16 protein-coding genes and 1 pseudogene are annotated in these 17,890 nt (G+C 58.9%); 8 read left to right on the top strand and 9 right to left on the bottom strand.

The window, feature by feature from the left end; genetic code table 11:
* Window positions 1-23: 23 nt before the first annotated feature.
* The 5 genes from hisD to ACR0J4_RS19060 all read right to left on the bottom strand — a co-directional run bounded on the left by hisD (window position 24) and on the right by ACR0J4_RS19060 (window position 4,667).
* Entirely contained in the window at window positions 24-1,331 is a 1,308-nt protein-coding gene (gene hisD, locus ACR0J4_RS19080) for a histidinol dehydrogenase (RefSeq protein ID WP_170643945.1), read from the bottom strand.
* Window positions 1,332-1,341: 10 nt separating this feature from the next.
* Complete coding sequence (locus ACR0J4_RS19075) at window positions 1,342-2,670, bottom strand: TRAP transporter large permease (protein ID WP_170643943.1); 1,329 nt, start codon at window positions 2,668-2,670, stop codon at window positions 1,342-1,344.
* A gap of 11 nt (window positions 2,671-2,681) precedes the next feature.
* Window positions 2,682-3,197 (bottom strand): TRAP transporter small permease, encoded by a 516-nt coding sequence (locus tag ACR0J4_RS19070; protein WP_170378174.1) that lies wholly within the window; start codon window positions 3,195-3,197, stop codon window positions 2,682-2,684.
* A gap of 115 nt (window positions 3,198-3,312) precedes the next feature.
* Window positions 3,313-4,458 carry a TRAP transporter substrate-binding protein gene (locus ACR0J4_RS19065; RefSeq protein ID WP_170378172.1) on the bottom strand — a complete coding sequence of 382 codons (1,146 nt, stop codon included), beginning with the start codon at window positions 4,456-4,458 and terminating at the stop codon, window positions 3,313-3,315.
* Window positions 4,459-4,484: 26 nt separating this feature from the next.
* Complete coding sequence (locus ACR0J4_RS19060; RefSeq protein ID WP_170378170.1) at window positions 4,485-4,667, bottom strand: hypothetical protein; 183 nt, start codon at window positions 4,665-4,667, stop codon at window positions 4,485-4,487.
* A gap of 152 nt (window positions 4,668-4,819) precedes the next feature.
* Here ACR0J4_RS19060 and ACR0J4_RS19055 point away from each other — a divergent pair, with 152 nt between their 5' ends.
* A complete protein-coding gene (locus ACR0J4_RS19055) occupies window positions 4,820-5,866 on the top strand; it encodes a LacI family DNA-binding transcriptional regulator (RefSeq protein WP_170643941.1) in 1,047 nt (348 codons plus the stop codon).
* Between the two features lie 92 nt (window positions 5,867-5,958).
* On the opposite strand, the gene ACR0J4_RS19050 is transcribed toward ACR0J4_RS19055, so the two are convergent.
* Genes ACR0J4_RS19050 through ACR0J4_RS19035 form a run of 4 tightly spaced genes read right to left on the bottom strand, consistent with a single transcriptional unit; the run spans window position 5,959 to window position 11,070 of the window.
* Window positions 5,959-6,903 carry an ABC transporter substrate-binding protein gene (locus tag ACR0J4_RS19050; protein WP_170549850.1) on the bottom strand — a complete coding sequence of 315 codons (945 nt, stop codon included), beginning with the start codon at window positions 6,901-6,903 and terminating at the stop codon, window positions 5,959-5,961.
* A gap of 41 nt (window positions 6,904-6,944) precedes the next feature.
* The gene (locus ACR0J4_RS19045; protein WP_170378165.1) at window positions 6,945-7,952 is read right to left on the bottom strand and encodes an ABC transporter permease; all 1,008 of its coding nucleotides are present in this window, start codon (window positions 7,950-7,952) and stop codon (window positions 6,945-6,947) included.
* Window positions 7,949-9,475 (bottom strand): sugar ABC transporter ATP-binding protein, encoded by a 1,527-nt coding sequence (locus ACR0J4_RS19040; RefSeq protein WP_170643939.1) that lies wholly within the window; start codon window positions 9,473-9,475, stop codon window positions 7,949-7,951. The genes ACR0J4_RS19045 and ACR0J4_RS19040 overlap by 4 nt, the downstream gene beginning before the upstream one ends.
* 41 nt (window positions 9,476-9,516) lie before the next feature.
* Window positions 9,517-11,070 carry an altronate dehydratase family protein gene (locus tag ACR0J4_RS19035; protein WP_170643937.1) on the bottom strand — a complete coding sequence of 518 codons (1,554 nt, stop codon included), beginning with the start codon at window positions 11,068-11,070 and terminating at the stop codon, window positions 9,517-9,519.
* Window positions 11,071-11,153: 83 nt separating this feature from the next.
* On the opposite strand from ACR0J4_RS19035, the gene ACR0J4_RS19030 reads away from it, so the two are divergent.
* The 7 genes and pseudogenes from ACR0J4_RS19030 to ACR0J4_RS19000 all read left to right on the top strand — a co-directional run bounded on the left by ACR0J4_RS19030 (window position 11,154) and on the right by ACR0J4_RS19000 (window position 17,760).
* Complete coding sequence (locus ACR0J4_RS19030; RefSeq protein WP_480668780.1) at window positions 11,154-11,891, top strand: GntR family transcriptional regulator; 738 nt, start codon at window positions 11,154-11,156, stop codon at window positions 11,889-11,891.
* Window positions 11,888-12,940: an aldo/keto reductase gene (locus ACR0J4_RS19025; protein ID WP_170643935.1), complete on the top strand. Its 1,053-nt coding sequence runs from the start codon at window positions 11,888-11,890 to the stop codon at window positions 12,938-12,940. The genes ACR0J4_RS19030 and ACR0J4_RS19025 overlap by 4 nt, the downstream gene beginning before the upstream one ends.
* Complete coding sequence (locus ACR0J4_RS19020; RefSeq protein ID WP_170643933.1) at window positions 12,930-13,358, top strand: RbsD/FucU domain-containing protein; 429 nt, start codon at window positions 12,930-12,932, stop codon at window positions 13,356-13,358. The genes ACR0J4_RS19025 and ACR0J4_RS19020 overlap by 11 nt, the downstream gene beginning before the upstream one ends.
* Window positions 13,355-14,185, top strand: coding sequence for an amidohydrolase family protein (locus ACR0J4_RS19015; RefSeq protein WP_170643931.1), 831 nt, complete (start codon window positions 13,355-13,357; stop codon window positions 14,183-14,185). The genes ACR0J4_RS19020 and ACR0J4_RS19015 overlap by 4 nt, the downstream gene beginning before the upstream one ends.
* A gap of 1 nt (window position 14,186) precedes the next feature.
* A complete protein-coding gene (locus ACR0J4_RS19010; RefSeq protein ID WP_170643929.1) occupies window positions 14,187-15,299 on the top strand; it encodes a fumarylacetoacetate hydrolase family protein in 1,113 nt (370 codons plus the stop codon).
* 12 nt (window positions 15,300-15,311) lie between these two features.
* Window positions 15,312-16,814 carry an aldehyde dehydrogenase (NADP(+)) gene (locus tag ACR0J4_RS19005; protein WP_170643927.1) on the top strand — a complete coding sequence of 501 codons (1,503 nt, stop codon included), beginning with the start codon at window positions 15,312-15,314 and terminating at the stop codon, window positions 16,812-16,814.
* 102 nt (window positions 16,815-16,916) lie between these two features.
* A pseudogene (locus tag ACR0J4_RS19000) lies at window positions 16,917-17,760 on the top strand (fumarylacetoacetate hydrolase family protein).
* Window positions 17,761-17,890 lie beyond the last annotated feature (130 nt).

The raw sequence follows: 17,890 nt of genomic DNA, 5'->3' as shown, positions 1-17,890 counted from the left end.
TAATCGTGAGGAAGACAAGTGTTTTAGCCTTGCGCCTTCAGGTTGAATTCTTCGTCTGGGAAGTACTTCTTCAGGCGGATGTCAGCCGTGCGCGCGTGGCCTTCCATGCCTTCGAGGCGTGCAATCCGTGCGGTGGCTTCGGCTACTGGCTTAGCACCTTCGCGTGTCGCGCGCTGCCAGGTCACGATTTTCATGTACTTGTGGACACTTAGGCCACCTGTGTAGCTGGCCGCCCCAGAGGTCGGCAGGACGTGGTTTGTACCTGCCGCCTTGTCGCCAAAGGCCACCGTGGTTTCTTCGCCCAAAAACAACGAGCCATAGCAGCTGAGGCGATCCAGCCACCACTCCAAATCTTCCGCCTGAACCGTCAGGTGTTCGGGTGCATAAGCATCGGAAGTTGCAGCCATTTCCTCTCGGTCTGCGCACAGGATGACCTCCGCATAGTCGCGCCAGGCGGCGGTGGCATTGTCGCGGTTCACTTCTGGCAGATCGGCAATCAGCTCTGGCACCAGCCGCATGACCTCTTCAGCCAGCGCGCGGTCATCGGTGACCAACCAGACCGGCGAGTTATATCCATGCTCGGCCTGACCTACGAGATCGGCCGCAACCACCATCGGATCGGCTGTTTTGTCTGCCAGGATCAGGCTGTCAGTCGGGCCAGCAATCATGTCGATGCCGACACGGCCAAACAGCATCCGCTTCGCTTCAGCCACGAACTGGTTTCCCGGGCCCACGAGAATATTAGCCTTGGGCAAGCCGAATAGGCCAAACGTCATCGCCGCAACGCCCTGAACACCGCCCATGGCCAGGATTTTGTCTGCACCACAGATGTGCGCCGCATAGATGATGGCTGGCGCGATACCCACATCAGGGCGTGGTGGAGAACACGCGACAATGTGCTTGCAACCAGCGACTTTTGCCGTGGTGACGGTCATGATCGCGCTTGCGATATGGCTGTACCGCCCGCCGGGCACATAGCAGCCTGCGGCATCCACCGGGATCGCCTTCTGACCGGCGATAAAGCCCGGGACGACCTCAGTTTCAAAGTCTTTGACCGTGCCCAACTGCGCCTCAGCGAACTTCTTGACATTGGCGTGGCTGAACTGGATGTCCTTCTTCAGCTTTTCGGGCACAAGGGCCGACGCAGCCTCAATGGCCTCAGGCGACAACAGAATTTCGCCATCGTAATTGTCGAACTTCCGGGCGTAGGCCATGGCCGCCTCATCCCCGCCAGCCTCAATTTCATCAAGAATGTCGCGGACGATTTTCTTGGTTTCCGAAGCATCGCTTTTCGAGGTCAGCGTCGCTTTTTTGAGATATTCTCTCGGCATTGATTGCTTCCTATTTGTAAATATCTGGCAGAAGAACGGTCGAGATCGTCGGCACGTAAGCGATGAACAGGGTGACGATCAGCATGAACAGGACGAACGGAATGGCGCGATAAGCGATCTTCAGGATCGACTCGCCCGTTATTCCTGCGACCACGAAAAGGTTCAGCCCCAAGGGTGGCGTGATAAAACCAACGCCCAAAGCTGTGATCATCATGATGCAGAACTGGATCTCGTTCATGCCGATGTCATCCGCCAGAGGCTTCAGGATCGGTGCGAGGATCACGATGTTCGGCGTGGTCTCCATCACGCAGCCCGCTGCGATCAGAATGCCGACCATCATCAGTATGAGGACAAGCGGTTCGTCACTGACCGAGGTGGCGGCTGCCACAAAGCCCTGCGGAACACCAATGATGGCCAGTGCTTCGGCCAAGGGGGCCGAAAAGGCGATGATCGGCAGAATGACCCCGTTCACCTTGGCTGAACTGACCAGCATCGCCGGAAAATCGCTCAGGCTCAGAGTGCGCAGGATGAACCCCATGACGATCGTCACCACCACGGCAGTAGCGCCTGCTTCGGTCGGCGTCAGTCGACCCGAAAAGATGCCGTAGAAGATGATGCCGGGCACCAGAAAGGCATACCAACCTGACTTCAGGGCTTTGCCTAGCCGTGAGAAGTATTCGCCCATGCTGATGTTGCCACCACCTTCCCAGCCTTTGAGGCGGTTCATGATGATGTTGGTGGCAAGAATGGACAGCAGGATCGCAATGCCAGGGATCAGAGCAGCCAGAAACAGTGTCGAGGCAGAAATCCCCAAAACAAGGCCGATGATGATATATGCGATCGATGGAGGGATCAGGATACCGGTACAGGCACCCGCAGCAACAAGAGCACAGGCATATGGCCGGGGGTAGCCGGATTCGACCAGTCGGTCGATCGTCATACGGCCAACAGCTGCGGCCCCTGCGGCGTCCGAGCCCGAGATCGCGGCGAACATACCGCAGACAAGCACCGTGGCTGATCCAAAGCCGCCCTTGGCGAATTGCGTTAAAGCCTCGGCCACATCAAGAAATTTTCGACTGAGTCCGGTTCTGACTAGGACGTCGCCCGTTAAGATAAACAGCGGCACAGCCGTCAGCGCGAAAAAGTCGATACCAGAGAACAGCTTTTCCCCGACGAGGCTCAAAGGCAGAGCCCCGGACCAGACAAGCATCAGGATCGCGGCGGAGCCGATGGCGGCCCAGACGGGAACGGCAAGTGCGACAAGGACGACGAACAGGATGACCGGGCCATAAAAATCCCAGCCGAGGATAACGGATTGATCGAGTTGGTTCCAAAGCATGTCCAGCCCCCTCAGTCGAACAGTTTGTCACCTTCGTAGACGGGGCGACCCGCACGAAGGTCCGCGATGTCGCGGAGGATGGATTGGAAGAGGCGAAGCAGAACCAGTGCGAAACCAATTGGAACGGCCATCAGGAACCAGACGCGGCTGATGCGCAGACCGTCTGTCACAGATCCAAATTTTGCGGAAACGTGGACTGTTTCATACGAGTAGTAGAGCGCTACGACTGACACAGCGACCATCACAAAATCGCCAAAGAGATAGAGGAGCGCCTTAATCCGCGGGCTGACGTAGTGCATGATCACGTCAATGCGGATATGTCCGCGTTCACGAACCGCAGCGGCCGCGCCGATCCAGGCGAGGTAGATGAACGAGTAACGGACGATTTCCTCGCCCCAGATCGAGGAATAGGACAACAACTCGCGCCGAAGCACTTCGATGAACATCGTCGCCACCAGCATCGTGTAGAACACGAGCAGCAGCCAGCGCTCGGCATTCCGGTTCAGTTCTTGCAGTATTCGTTGCATGCAATCCTCCCGTTCACCGGCACCTCAAGGGCAGCCGGCAGCCGGATTTCCAAGTTGTCGTCAGATTTTTGGGGCGGCCAGTCACCATGCCGCCCCTGAAACGCGACGAGGCGTATCAAGCATCGTGGACGTAGTAGCGCCCTTTCGTGCCAGCCGCTTCTTCCAGCTTGGCAAAGTTGTCCATGGAACCGGCGAGCTCGACCTTGAACTCGTCCCAATCGGACAATTGGTACCCACCAGCGGCTTTCCATTCCGCCAGCTGATCCTCGCTGAGGCTGTGGAACTCGACACCCGCTTTGCGCAATTCCGCCATTGCGTAGGTGCGCGCAGATGGAACTTTGGCCAGGTTCTGATGCGAGGTCAGCTCGCCCGCGAACTCGATGCCTTCCTGCACATCTGCGGGTAGCGAGTTGAACCATTCCAGGTTCATCGAGTAAATCTGGCTGTCCGGCACCGCCTGAGTAAAGGTGACGTGGCTCAGGATATCCTTGAAGCCAAACACAAAGAGCGCGCCAACGGACGGGTCCAGAGCATCCGCCACGCCCTGTTTGATCGCCGAAGGCGTTTCGCCCCAGGCCACCGGCGTCGGGTTCGCGCCGACCATGCGATAGTACTGCTGCAGCATCTTCGAGCCGGGCACGCGGAACTTGACCCCTGCCATGTCGCCGGGCGTGATCACGGCGTTTCCGCCCTTGCGCACGGCCACAACACGTGGGTCGATATTGATGTAGAAAAGCGCCTTGAATCCTGCGGCTTCGATCTTGGGGTGTACTTCGGCTTTCCACGCATCCGAGGTCACAAGGTTGGTGAAGCGCTGGTTCGAGCCGCAGAAATAGGGCATGTTGATCAGGTCAGCCGCGCTCGCGTAGGGCGCGAAATTCGACAGGGAATGCTGCGCACATTGGATGGTGCCAGCCTGCACCGCTTGCACCAGGGCGCCACCGGCCCCCAGCTGACCACCCGGTGCCAGCTTGACATAGACCTTGCCATTGGTGGCGTTCTGGATGTTCTCCTTCAGGTCCAGCTGCATGATCGGATAGCTGCGCGATGCACCCAAGACATACGCTGTCGCAAGGGTCATCGTGAATTCCGCTGCATCCTCGCGCTCACGCTCTTCCTTGGCGGTCTGTGCCGCGGCCTCGCTGGACCACAAGGTCCCCGCAGCGCCTGCAACCAGAGCTGCGGTGAAGCTACCGCTTCCTGCCAGCTTCAAGAAGTTCCGGCGTGAAGCCGAAGTCAATTCCTGCTTTTCACGATCCATGTTTTCCTCCCTATGGGTCATGTCATTTATTGTTTTTTTGATTTTGCAGCCGCCTCTTTCCTAAGCGTGACGACAACGAATGCGAGCGATGCCGCGAACAGCAACACCATCTCTCCGACGTCGCCCAGGAATTGGCCGTAGCCAAATGCGCCCGCGACGACGTTGATCAGGAACGCCAGAAAAAGCGCAATGGCCGCGAAAATGAACATTGCCAAATCCCCCCTTCTCCGATTCGAGGTCACTGTAAGCGCTTACATTTTGCATTGCAAGCGCTTACACTGTACCTAGAAGGACACCCTAGTTGACCCCGCATTCCGAAGGGCGCAAATGGAGCGCCAAAGCCACGAGTGTAGTTAGGTAGATGACGAAGGCACCATTTGCAGACGAGCCAAGCCGGGCGTCACCGACACTGGAAGACGTTGCGCAGCGTGCAGGCGTTTCCACGGCCACTGTTTCGAGGTGCCTCAACAATCCTAAGATGGTGTCCGAGAAAACCCGAGAACGGGTCCTCAGCGCAGTCAAAACACTTGGCTACACACCGAACTTCGGGGCTCAGGCCCTTGCCGCCAAACGCACCAGAACCTTTGGCGCAATTATACCGACGATGGAAAACGCCATCTTCGCACGTGGCCTCCAAGCTTTTCAGGAAGAACTTCAGAGGCATGGCATAACCCTCCTTGTCGCCAGCTCTTCATATAACCCTGAGCTTGAAGAAGAGCAGATCCGCAGCCTCGTGGCACGCGGTGCGGATGCGCTCTTGCTGATTGGCTTTGACCGGACCCCACAGGTTTACGATTTCCTGAAGAAACAACGGATCCCGTGTGTAGTCGCCTGGGTCTATGATCCTGACCAAACGCACCTGTCCATCGGGTTCGACAACCGAAGCGCGATGCAGGCGCTGACCGAGCAGGTACTCGACCTGGGACATCGCGCCATTGCCTTTGTCACGGCAGAGAGGGACGGCAATGACCGGGCTCGGTTGCGCTGTGAGGGCGTAGAACAAGCGATGCTGTCTCGGAACCTTGATGTCGACAACCTGCACGTCATCGAAACGCCCTACTCGATCGACAACGGAGCGCGCGCCCTTGAGGCGGCGATGGAATTGGACCCGAGACCCACTGCAATCCTATGTGGCAACGATGTTCTTGCCGCCGGTGCTCTGAGGCAGGCCCGGAAAATGGGCCTTGAAGTGCCGAGAGATGTGTCCATCACCGGGTTTGATGACATTGAAATAGCAGAGATCGTAACACCGACCCTGACAACGGTTCATGTTCCTCATCGAAACATGGGTAAAGGGGCCGCTCGTATGCTGGTCGCTTTGCGCAAAGGTGAGGATGCGGGGTCAAGTGTACAGCTCGAAGCCACGACAAAGATACGCGAGTCACTCGGGCCTGCACCCCAGGCCTAGGACCCATGGCCACTAGTTGACACGAGCTACCTCTAAAGCATCCGGCCCACCTAGTAAGGGCAGGCCGGACAGGTTTTCGTGAGTGGATGGTCTTAGTCGTACAGAACGGCCGAGATTTTCGGGTCGTCGATATTCGAGGCATCGTAGTAGTAGAAGCCTGTGTCGATCAGGGTCGGTACCTCTTCACCGTTCAGGGCCGAAACGGCAGCTTTGACGGTTTCATAGCCGATACCAACGGGGTTCTGCGTGATCGCACCAGCCATCAGGCCGCTTTTGATCGCGTCTTTCTGCGCCTTGCCGCTGTCATAACCAATGATGACCAGACCTTCGGTGCCCAGTTCCTGAACGCCATTCACAACGCCAATGGCCGAGCCTTCGTTGGTGCCGAAGATACCATTCAGATCCGGGTTTGCAGTCAGGATTGCCTTGGTCACCTCGGTCGATTTCAGGTGATCGCCCTGACCGTATTGAACCGTGACAACTTCGATGTCCGGATATTTCTCGGCGATACGGTTGACGAACCCGTCGCGGCGGTCGATCCCCGTACGGCTGGTCTGGTCATGCGCCACAACAGCGACTTTGCCTTTGCCGCCGATCTTCTCGGCCATCTTGTCCGCTGCCAGACCGGCCGCTGCAAGGTTGTCTGTAGTTGCGGTCGAAAGCGGGATGTCGCTGTCGACGCCGCTGTCGAAGGCGATGATCGGGATACCTTTGTCATTGGCCTGTTTCAGCAGCGGTATCGCCGCCTGACTGTCCAATGCTGCAAAGCCGATGGCTTTGGGGTTGTTGGCCAGGGCCGCCGCCAGCATGTCGATCTGACGGTCCACCATGGTTTCGTTGTCAGGGCCTTCGAAGGTGATGGTGACGTTAAACTCATCCGCTGCTTGTTCTGCGCCGGACTTCACCGCCTGCCAGAACTGGTGCTGGAAGCCTTTGGACACCAGCGGGATATAGATTTCTTCGGCAGCCGCCATCGAAGCGGGACCTGCCAGGGTGGCCGCACTCAGCGCCCCCAGAATGAAACGACGTGAAAACATGTTTTCTCCTCCACAGTTGGTCGTTTTCTGTTTTGTTAATCTCAGCCGGATTTCTTGCGCCGTGCCATGTCGGCATAAACTGCCAGAATGATGATCGCGCCGGTGACAACGGTCTGCCACTCCTGCGCGACAGACAGGACACGCAGCCCGTTGGTCAGCACCGCCATGATCAAGGCGCCGATCAATGTGCCAAGGATCGTGCCGCGACCGCCCGACAGCGATGTGCCGCCTATGACAACTGCCGCGATGGCCTCCAGCTCATACCCCAGACCCAAGGCAGGCTGTGCCGAGTTCAGACGCGAGGCGATCAGGATGCCGCCGATGCCGCAGATAGCTCCGGCCAGCGCATAGATGCGGATCTTCCACATATCGGTGTTGACGCCCGACAGGCGCACGGCCTCTTCGTTCGACCCCAGCGCAAAGGTATATCGGCCCAGAACTGTACGGCTCAGAATATACGAGGCAGCGATGGCGACGATGAACAGGATCAGCACACCATTGGGGATGGGCAGCGCGGGGAAAACCTCTCCGATCAGCGATCCGCGCGAGATCTGGTCAAAGCCTGGCGTGTCGTTGAAGTAGATTGGTCGCGTCCCCGAGATCACCAGCGAGAGACCCTTGAGGATCAGCATCATGCCGAGTGTGGCGATGAAGGGTGGTATTTTCATCTTGGCGACGAATGTCCCCGAACACAGGCCGCAGAACGCGCCCGCCGCGATTGCGGCCGCAACGCCCAATAGCAACGGCATGCCCAGATAGGTCAGCACCACCCCCGCGATCACCGCGCAAAAGGTCATCAACGTGCCCACCGACAGATCAATGCCGCCGGTGATGATCACCAAAGTCGCGGCCACCGCCAGCACCCCGTTGACCGAGGTCGCCTGCAAAATTGCAATCATGTTCGAGGTTTGCATGAAGTTCGGCGATGCGATCGAAAAGCCGATCAGCAACGCGATCAAGCTCGCGAAGGCCAGCATTTTTTGGTAGGCGCCGCTTTCCGACAAACCCCCGAGGGGTTTTTTCTTGTCGATATCCGTAGCTGTGGTCATTGCATTGTCCCCGTTACCTGCATCGCCGCCGCCCGTTGCGTGGCCAGATGCATGATGTCTTCTTGTGTGGTGTCTTTTCCGCCGGGCAGAATGCCGGTCAGCCGGCCTTCGCACATCACGGCGATGCGGTGGCTGAGGCGCATGATCTCAGGCAATTCGGACGAGATCACGATGATTGTCTTGCCCTGCTCAGCCAGCTCCTCGAGCAGTTTGTAGATTTCGGATTTCGCGCCCACGTCGATGCCCCGTGTAGGTTCATCGAAGATCAGGATATCGCAATCGCGCAGCAGCCATTTGGCGATGACAACCTTTTGCTGATTGCCGCCCGAGAGCAGCCGAACCTCTTGCACATCCGATGGTGTCCGGATGCCCAGCTGCGCGATATAGCCCTTGGCGGTGGTGCTGATTTCACTGTCGTTCAGAACGCCGCCGGTGCTTGTGAAAAGATCCATCGAGGCCAGCGCGATATTGTCCCGCACATTCATCCCCGTGGCGAGGCCGAAATGCTTGCGGTCCTCAGACAGATACCCGATCCCGGCCTTCACCGCGTCGGTGGGCGATTTGATCGAAACCACGTGACCATGCACCCGGATTTCACCGGCATCTTTTGGATCAGCGCCGAAGATTGCCCGCGCGACCTCGGTCCGGCCAGCGCCCATCAATCCGGCAAATCCGAGTATCTCGCCTTTCTGAACCGAAAAGCTGACATCTTGGATTTCTTTGCTGCGGCTCAGGCCCGAAACTTGCAGCGAAACCTCGGCATCGCCCAGATCGGGAACGTCCAAGGGCTCCTCGTTCACCTCACGCCCCACCATCATTGCGATGATCTGGCTGATTGGCGTTTCTGCGGCACCCACCGTGCCGACATATTCCCCGTCGCGCATGACGGTGACCCGGTCCGAGATCTGCTTCAGTTCATCCATTTTGTGGCTGATATAGACGATGCCCACACCTTCCGCCTTGAGGCGGCGGATGATCACGAACAGTTCGGCAATTTCGGCGTCGTTGAGGGCGGCGGTCGGTTCATCCATGATCAAAACTTTCGACCGGAAGGACAGCGCCTTGGCGATCTCGACCATCTGCTGTTTTGCAATGGTGAGGCTGCCGACCAGTGCCTTGGGGTCGAGGTTCAGGTTCATCGAGGCGAAGATCTCAGCCGTTTGCGCATTCAGCGCGGCTTCGTCCAGACGACCAAAGCTTTTGCGCGGCTCACGCCCGATGAAGATATTCTGCGCGACGGTCAGGTCATTCATCAGGCTCAGTTCCTGATGGATGATGCCGATGCCCAGATCCTGCGCCTCGCGCGGGGTGGTCGGGCTGACAGATCGTCCCTCGATCAAAAGATCGCCGCCGTCGCGCTGATAGATCCCAGACAGGATCTTCATCAGCGTGCTTTTCCCGGCACCGTTCTCGCCCATCAGCGCATGAACTTCACCCGGAAACAGATCGAATTGCACGGATTTCAGCGCATGCACACCGGGGAAGTGCTTATCAATCCCCGTCATGTCGACCAGTTTCGTCATTTCTCCTCCCATTCTGCCCCTCTCCCCAAGGGCGGTGCGGCTTACATCACCGCGCCGATTTGCCAGGGGACGAACTCCACGCCCCCAAAGCCAAGTTCTTCACTTTTGGTTTTCTCGCCCGAGGCGACACGGATCAGTACCTCGAACAGCTCTTCGCCTTTGGCTTCGATGCTGACGCCATCGGTGACGATGTCGCCGCAGTTCAGATCCATGTCGTCTGCCATCCGGGCATACATTTCCGAGTTGGTCGCCAGTTTGATGCAGGGCGTCGGCTGATAGCCTGACACCGAGCCGCGCCCGGTGGTGAACACGATCAGGTTCGCGCCTGAGGCCACCTGCCCCGTGACCGAGCATGGATCAAATCCGGGGCTGTCCATGAAGACGAACCCGTGTTTGTCCACCTTCTCACCGAATTTGTAGACGTCGCGCAGCGGTGCCGTGCCGCCTTTGGCGACAGCGCCCAGCGATTTTTCCAGAATGGTCGTCAGCCCGCCGCGCTTGTTGCCGGGGCTTGGGTTGTTGTCCATCTCGCCGCCATTGCGCTCGGTGTAGTCTTCCCACCAGTGGATACGCTCTATGAGCTTTTCGCCCACTTCGATGGTCTCGGCGCGGCGGGTCAAAAGATGTTCGGCCCCGTAGATCTCGGACGTCTCGGACAGGATCGTTGTGCCGCCCTGGCGCACCAAAAGGTCGGATGCATATCCAAGGGCTGGATTGGCCGTGATCCCGGAATACCCGTCCGATCCACCGCATTGCATTCCAACCGTGATTGCACTGATGGGAGCGGGCGCGCGCTCGGCTTGATTGGCCAGTTCGGCTATTCCCCGCAGCTCATCCAAACCGCGTTCGATTGTGCGGCGTGTACCACCCTCGTTCTGGATGGTCATGTAACGCAACGCGCCGTCTGACCGGATCGGGCGTCCTCCGACCAAATAAGCGACCTGCATCACCTCACACCCCAACCCGATCAGCAGGATACCTCCGAAATTCGGGTGCTGCGCGTAACCGGCCAATGTCCGGAACAAAGTGGCGTAGCCTTCGTCCTTGCCAGACATGCCGCAACCCGTGCCATGCACGATCGGCACCACCCCATCGACATTGGGGAAGTCATCCAGAAGCCCAGACTTCTCGGCCGCCTCGGCAATGAACCTTGCAACAGAGCCCGAGCAATTCACGCTGGTCAGGATGCCGATATAGTTGCGCGTCCCTACCCGGCCATCGGCACGATGATACCCGTCAAACGTGCGATCCGCGGCCAGCGCGGGTAGCGGAGCATTGGCGCTGGCATGCGCATAGTCCTGTTGATGCGCGCCCATCCCCAGATTGTGGACATGGATGTGATCCCCCGGTGCAATATCGCTTTTGGCCTGACCGATGATCTGGCCGTAACGGATAACATTCTCGCCAGCCCGAATCGGCATCGTCGCAATCTTGTGCCCGCGGGCCACTTGCGAGGTCAGAGGGGTTGGCACTTGTGTCGGCTGCTCGCCCGCCTGCAAGTCACGCAGGGCAATAACAATATTGTCATCAGGGTTAAGCTGAACGACGTCCCGCGCCGCCTTTTCCAGAACATTTATGCCGTCGTGTGCTTGCATCACTTCCCCGCTTGCTTGGCCCATGTTGCTAAGTGCTATATCTGCTCTTGTCAACTAACATGTTAGAATGTTAAACGATGACCATGAACAAGCTCCAAGATATTGATGCCTCTCTCCTGCCCGAGATTACGGTCACCGAAGGATCGCTGGCTCAGCGGGTTCACCACTCTTTGAAAACGGCGATTCTAGCGCTGGACTTTCCGCCAGGCGCGAATCTACGGAAGGCCCCGGTTTGTGAGCGTTTAGGCGTGTCACGCGCGCCTGTTGCGGACGCCATCGCCCGACTGTCATCTGAAGGTCTGGTGGACGTAGTCCCGCAATCCGGGACGCGTGTGTCCTATTTCTCGATGGATGAGATCCGCGAAGGTGCCTTTCTGCGCGAAGCACTCGAACTAGCAACCGTCGCCAAAGTGACGCGGGACCTGACCGAAGATCAGCGCAAACGCCTCAGCCGCAATATGCGCCTGCAAGAGCTTTTGATCGAAGATGATGATATTCCCGGCTTCTATCAGGCTGACGAAGAGTTTCACGGCATGCTGATGGACTTCACCGGCTTCCGTCACCTCGCCAACGTTGCGCAGAATGTTTCTCTGCAGGTGAGCCGGGCGCGGATGCTGTTGCTGCCGACCCCCGGCCGGATTGCGGAAACACTGGCGGAACACAAAGCCATTTTTGACGCGATTTGCAGCCGCAACGAACAAGCCGCTCAGGACGCAATGCGCGCCCATTTGGGACAGCTGATGCCGCGCATCGAGGAACTCAGGCAGCAAAAGCCCCACCTTTTCAATCTCACCCAACAGTCGCACAGCGAGGCAGGATGACCGTTTCACAGACAGAATTGCTCAATAACCGCACCGCGCGGCCCGTTCCGCTGACCCGGATGGGATTTGGCGGTGCCCCGCTGGGAAACCTGTACCGCAAAGTGTCGGATGAGGACGCGCAGGCCGCGCTTCAGGCCGCCTATGATGCGGGTATCCGTTTCTTTGACACCGCACCGCAATACGGGCTTGGACGGTCCGAGCGCCGCTTTGGCGAGGCGATTGCCCGCTTTGGACGCGAGAACATCCAGCTGTCCACCAAGATCGGGCGTCTTCTGCTGGATTGCGAACCCCATGAGGTCACGCCCGAGACCTTTGTAGACGTTCCGCAAAAACGGATCGTGTTCGACTATACCTATGACGGGGTGATGCGGTCCTACGAGGCCAGCCGTGAGCGCATCGGGGTCGCAAATGCCGACATCCTTCTGGTGCATGACGTCTGCGTCTTCAGCCAGGGCAGTCAAGAAATGTCCGACGCCAAGGTGCGTGAGCTGTTCAACGGAGGCGGCTACAAAGCCTTGGTTGAGCTGCGCGACGCAGGAGAGATCGCCGCCATCGGCGCAGGCGTGAACGAATGGCAGGTGTGTGAAAAGCTTCTGGGCCTGGGTGATTTCGACGGCTTCCTGCTGGCCGGTCGCTATACGTTGCTTGAGCAAGAAGCATTGGACAGCTTCCTGCCCCTTTGTGAAAAGCGCGACGTGGGGATCATTTTGGGTGGGCCCTACAACTCCGGCATCCTCGCGACCGGAGCCGTGCCGGGTGCAAAGTATAACTATGCCGATGCGCCCGAGGACATACTGGCGCGCGTCTGCAAGATCGAGGCCGTTTGCGCCGCGCATGACACCCCTCTGATCGCGGCGGCCCTACAATTTGTTCTGGGTCATCCGTGCGTCAAAACAGTCGTTCCGGGTGCCGTCAGCGCAGCCGAGGTGCAATCCAACGTGGCCCTGCTAGAGCGGGAAGTACCCCCGGGCCTCTGGTCTGATCTGCGGTCCGAGGGGCTGATCCGTCCGGATGCACCGCTTCCGAGTGAGGCCGCCGATGCTGCGTAACATCGACCCCATTCTGTCGCCCGACCTGCTACATGCGCTCAGGGCCATGGGGCACGGCGATGAAATCGTGATTGCGGATGCGAACTTTCCCGGCACAAGCACCGGCCCTGAGTGTATCCGAGCGGATGGCTCAACCGCCAGTGAGGTGCTTCGGGCTGTGCTGTCTGTAATGCCTCTGGATACATTTGTGACCGACCCGGCCCTGACCATGCAGGTGGTCGCCGATCCGGACGCAATTCCCGAAGCCGTCGCCGATTTTCAGAACATCATCGACGCGACGGCGGACAACCCTGCTAAAATTCAGGGGCTTGAGCGGTTTGCCTTCTATGAGCGTGCGGCCAATGCATTTGCCATCGTTCAAACGGGTGAGCGCAGGCTCTATGGCAATATCATCCTGAAAAAGGGCGTGATCGGATGAAGATTGACGCGCATCAGCACTTCTGGACCTTGGCGCGGGGGGACTATGGCTGGCTGATGCCTGACTTAGACGTGATCTACCGCGATTTTACCCCCAATGATCTGGCCCCGATGCTGAACGACGCCGGCATAGAAGGCACCGTGCTGGTGCAGGCGGCACCAACGTTGGCCGAGACGGAATACATGCTGTCCCTGGCCGACGAGACCCCATTTATTAAAGGTGTTGTGGGTTGGGTCGATTTCGAAGCCTGGGATGCGGCGACCCAAATCAAAAAATTGAACAAGCACCCGGCGCTGGTCGGTTTGCGTCCGATGATTCAGGATACTGCCGACCCGCACTGGATGCTCGGCGACGCTCTGACCCCCGCTTTTACCGAACTTATTGCGCAGGGTCTGACGTTCGACGCTTTGACCTTGCCGCAGCATCTGGGACCGCTCAGAAATCTACTGGCCCGTCATGCGGACATGAAGGTTGTCATTGATCACGGCTCCAAGCCCCTTATCCGGGACGCAAAGCTCGAGGGGTGGGCCGAGGATATGGCTGCGCTGGCCCGTGAAACCAACGCGTGGTGCAAACTGTCCGGTCTTGTCACCGAAGCCGCATCCGATTGGACGGTCGATGATCTGCGCCCTTATGTGGACCACCTGTTGAACACCTTCGGCCCGTCGCGCCTGATCTGGGGCAGCGACTGGCCGGTTTGCACCTTGGCGAGCAGTTATGAACGCTGGCTGGAAACCACAGACCTTTTGCTGAGCCAGCTCAGCAGCTCCGAACGCGATGCCGTCATGGGTGGCAACGCCGCGCGGGCCTATAACCTCAGGGATTGATATGACTCTACCAAATCTGGACTCCAACGGGCTGTGGCTCGGACGTATTGAGCGCGCTGGGATTGGCCCCTGCGTAGTGACCCTACGGGATGGCCGCGTGGTCGACATCACGTCGAAAACTGCGCCAACCGTTCGGGATATTCTTGAGCGGGACGATGCAGCGGATTACGTCCGAGCGGCGCAGGGCGAAGACCTTGGCCTGTTTGACGCGGATCATCAGTGGCTCGCTCCTTGTGACTTGCAAGCGGTCAAAGCTTGCGGCGTCACATTTGCCGGTTCCATGGTCGAGCGCGTGATCGAGGAACAGGCCGCAGGTGATCCGGCCAAGGCCGAGGCGATACGGTCGCGCATCGGCGCGCGGATTGGCGACAGCCTGTCCAATATCACGCCCGGCTCAGATGAGGCCGCGAAGGTCAAGGAGGCGCTGATCGAAGAAGGACTCTGGAGCCAGTACCTGGAGGTCGGGATCGGACCGGATGCCGAGGTATTTTCCAAAGCGCAGGTTTTGTCTTCGGTCGGCGCTGGTGCGGATATCGGGTTGCACCCGATTTCCACCTGGAACAACCCCGAACCCGAGGTGGTTCTGGCCGTAACCTCACAAGGTGAAATCAAGGGCGCGACCTTGGGCAACGATGTGAACCTGCGCGATGTCGAGGGGCGCTCGGCCCTGCTGCTCAGCAAGGCCAAGGACAACAACGCCTCATGCGCGATCGGTCCAATGATCCGGCTGTTCGACGATGGCTTCACCCTCGACGACGTGCGCAAGGCCGAGTTGACGCTGACTGTCACCGGGCTCGATGGGTTTGTTCTGAATGGCGCGTCTTCCATGTCCCAGATCAGCCGCGATCCGGCGGATCTTGTGAAACAGACCATTGGACGCCATCACCAATACCCGGACGGGCTGATGTTGTTTCTGGGCACGCTCTTTGCCCCAACCCAGGACCGTGACACGCCCGGAGGCGGCTTTACACATAAACTGGGCGATCTCGTCACCATCGCCAACAGCCAGCTTGGGGCGCTGACAAACACGGTGCGCCTGTCCACGGAATGCCCTGAATGGACCTTCGGGGCCTCACACCTGATGCGAAACCTCGCCCAACGCGACCTGCTTTAAGAGAGAACCAACATGTTGACTGGAAAACACCTGATCGCTGGCGAATGGGTCGGCGCAGACGCCACTTTCGCATCGGAACCTGCCCATGGCCCCAGCCATGACTTTGCCGTAGGCACGCCCGCGCTGGTTGACCGTGCCGTAGACGCCGCCGAGCAAGCCTTTGCCTCATTCGGATGGTCGACACGTGCCGAGCGGGCCGCTTTGCTACGAAAGATCGCAGATGAGATTGATGCACGCGGCGATGCGATCACTGAAATCGGAACGCAAGAAACCGGCCTGCCCGAGGCCCGTTTACAAGGCGAACGTGGCCGTACCGTCGGTCAGTTGCGTTTGTTCGCCGATCACATTGAGGCGGGCGACTATCTGGACATGCGCCACGATCCGGCCATGCCTGATCGCGCGCCCCTGCCCCGCCCGGACCTGCGCATGATCCAGCGCCCGCTGGGGCCTGTGGCTGTGTTCGGCGCGTCCAACTTCCCGCTGGCCTTCTCGGTCGCGGGGGGCGATACGGCCGCTGCTTTGGCTGCAGGTTGTCCTGTCATTGTCAAAGGCCATTCGGCGCATCCGGGCACGGGTGAAATCGTCGCGCAGGCCATTGATTCTGCTATCAAGGCGACAGGCGTTCATCCCGGTGTGTTCTCATTGGTGCAAGGCGGCAAGCGGGACGTGGGAACACGTCTGGTGCAGCACCCTCTGATCCGGGCGGTAGGGTTTACAGGCAGCCTCGCTGGTGGTCGCGCCCTGTTCGACCTGTGCGCGCAACGAAATGAACCAATCCCGTTCTTCGGTGAGCTTGGCTCGGTCAACCCGATGTTCATCCTACCGCAAGCCGCCGCCGCGCGCGGGGCCGAGATCGGGGCCGGCTGGTCTGGCTCTTTGACCATGGGAGCAGGGCAGTTCTGCACCAATCCCGGCATCGCGGTTATCATTGACGGCCCCGAGGCAGATGCATTCCAGTCCGCCGCCGAGGCGGGCCTGTCCGCCGTAGCCGAGCAAACCATGCTGACCGATGGCATCGCCGACGCCTACCGTCAGGGGGTTTCGCGTGTCGCAGCGGGCACCGGAGTCACTCAAATCATGGGTACTAGCTGCGTGACGCGTGATGCGGCGCCCTACCTGTTCACGGTGTCCGGCGATGACTGGTTGGCGGATCACAAACTGCAAGAGGAGGTCTTTGGCCCGCTCGGCATCGTCGTCCGCGTCCGCGACACAGCTCAGATGCAGCAAATTGCACGCGCCATCGAAGGCCAGCTGACCTGCACCTTGCATTTGGACCCCGACGACAAGCCCGACGCACGAGCGTTGCTGCCACTGCTGGAGCGTAAAGCCGGGCGCTTGCTGGCCAACAGCTTCCCCACGGGGGTCGAGGTCTGCGACAGCATGGTTCATGGCGGCCCCTACCCGGCATCGACGAATTTCGGCGCGACATCGGTTGGCACTCTGTCGATCCGTCGTTTCCTGCGGCCAGTCTGTTACCAGGACATTCCCACTGATCTGCTTCCCGAGGGTGTTTAACACCGCCGGATGCGCCTTGCGGGCGTTGTCAGCAGAGATACCACCGAAAAGCCGCTTGCCCTTGGTGGTGGCTGAACGATCCAAGCAACGAAGGAACTCGATATGAAACTGCTCCGCTATGGCCCGAAGGGTGCTGAGAAACCTGGGCTGCTGGATGCCGAAGGTACGATCCGCGATCTCTCGGGGGAAGTTAACGACATTTCGGGCGAGGCGCTGGGAGATGAAACGCTTACACGGTTGCGTGCGTTGGATCCCTCTACCCTTCAAAAAGTCGAAGGCACCCCCCCGAATTGGCGCCTGCATCGGTCAGGTGGGAAAGTTCATCTGCATCGGTCTGAATTACGCCGATCACGCCGCCGAAAGCGGTATGGAACTGCCGCAAGAGCCGGTGATTTTCTTCAAAGCCACCTCAGCGATCAATGGCCCGGACGATACCGTCGAAATTCCGCGCGGCTCGGTTAAAACCGATTGGGAGGTCGAACTGGGCGTCGTCATCGGGAAAAAGGCCAAATATATTTCGGAAGAAGAAGCGCTGGATCATGTGGCTGGATATTGCGTCGTCAACGACCTGTCCGAGCGCGACTTTCAACTGCACCGCTCGGGGCAGTCGGTCAAAGGCAAGTCCGCCGACACGTTTGGCCCCATCGGCCCTTGGTTAGTGACACGCGACGAGGTGCCCGACCCGCAGAACCTGCCGATGTATCTTGAGGTGAACGGGCATCGCTATCAGGACGGCTCGACCAGAACAATGCATTTCGGTGTTGCGATGGTGATCTCGCACCTGTCGCAATTTATGTCACTGCAACCGGGCGATGTGATCTCGACCGGGACGCCTCCGGGCGTTTGGATGGGGCAAAACCCGCAGACCTACCTCAAGCCGGGCGACCGCATAGAGCTTGGGATTGAGGGATTGGGTGTGCAACGACAGAGTGTCGTCGCCGGGTAACCAATAGCGCCGTTTCTAATAGACAGCACTGTATCAACGAAAAGCGCCGCCCTTTTGGGGCGGCGCTTGGATTGTTTGTGTTTTGGTGGGTTTATTCTGCGGCCTGTGGTGCCTCGGCGTGTTTGTCACG

This window comes from Ruegeria sp. B10 (genome assembly GCF_056539825.1).
Note: the sequence above shows the minus strand (reverse complement) of the source record. Positions and strands in the feature narration are given on the sequence as shown.

Excerpts from the sequence above, each read along its gene's own strand:
- ACR0J4_RS19050 (WP_170549850.1), bottom strand. The coding sequence starts at position 6,903 with ATGTTTTCACGTCGTTTCATTCTGGGGGCGCTGAGTGCGGCCACCCTG.
- ACR0J4_RS19060 (WP_170378170.1), bottom strand. The coding sequence starts at position 4,667 with ATGTTCATTTTCGCGGCCATTGCGCTTTTTCTGGCGTTCCTGATCAAC.
- ACR0J4_RS19055 (WP_170643941.1), top strand. The coding sequence starts at position 4,820 with ATGACGAAGGCACCATTTGCAGACGAGCCAAGCCGGGCGTCACCGACA.
- ACR0J4_RS19020 (WP_170643933.1), top strand. The coding sequence starts at position 12,930 with ATGCTGCGTAACATCGACCCCATTCTGTCGCCCGACCTGCTACATGCG.
- ACR0J4_RS19075 (WP_170643943.1), bottom strand. The coding sequence starts at position 2,670 with ATGCTTTGGAACCAACTCGATCAATCCGTTATCCTCGGCTGGGATTTT.
- ACR0J4_RS19070 (WP_170378174.1), bottom strand. The coding sequence starts at position 3,197 with ATGCAACGAATACTGCAAGAACTGAACCGGAATGCCGAGCGCTGGCTG.
- ACR0J4_RS19040 (WP_170643939.1), bottom strand. The coding sequence starts at position 9,475 with ATGACGAAACTGGTCGACATGACGGGGATTGATAAGCACTTCCCCGGT.
- ACR0J4_RS19025 (WP_170643935.1), top strand. The coding sequence starts at position 11,888 with ATGACCGTTTCACAGACAGAATTGCTCAATAACCGCACCGCGCGGCCC.
- ACR0J4_RS19005 (WP_170643927.1), top strand. The coding sequence starts at position 15,312 with ATGTTGACTGGAAAACACCTGATCGCTGGCGAATGGGTCGGCGCAGAC.
- ACR0J4_RS19035 (WP_170643937.1), bottom strand. The coding sequence starts at position 11,070 with ATGCAAGCACACGACGGCATAAATGTTCTGGAAAAGGCGGCGCGGGAC.
- ACR0J4_RS19065 (WP_170378172.1), bottom strand. The coding sequence starts at position 4,458 with ATGGATCGTGAAAAGCAGGAATTGACTTCGGCTTCACGCCGGAACTTC.
- ACR0J4_RS19045 (WP_170378165.1), bottom strand. The coding sequence starts at position 7,952 with ATGACCACAGCTACGGATATCGACAAGAAAAAACCCCTCGGGGGTTTG.
- ACR0J4_RS19015 (WP_170643931.1), top strand. The coding sequence starts at position 13,355 with ATGAAGATTGACGCGCATCAGCACTTCTGGACCTTGGCGCGGGGGGAC.
- hisD (WP_170643945.1), bottom strand. The coding sequence starts at position 1,331 with ATGCCGAGAGAATATCTCAAAAAAGCGACGCTGACCTCGAAAAGCGAT.
- ACR0J4_RS19030 (WP_480668780.1), top strand. The coding sequence starts at position 11,154 with ATGAACAAGCTCCAAGATATTGATGCCTCTCTCCTGCCCGAGATTACG.
- ACR0J4_RS19010 (WP_170643929.1), top strand. The coding sequence starts at position 14,187 with ATGACTCTACCAAATCTGGACTCCAACGGGCTGTGGCTCGGACGTATT.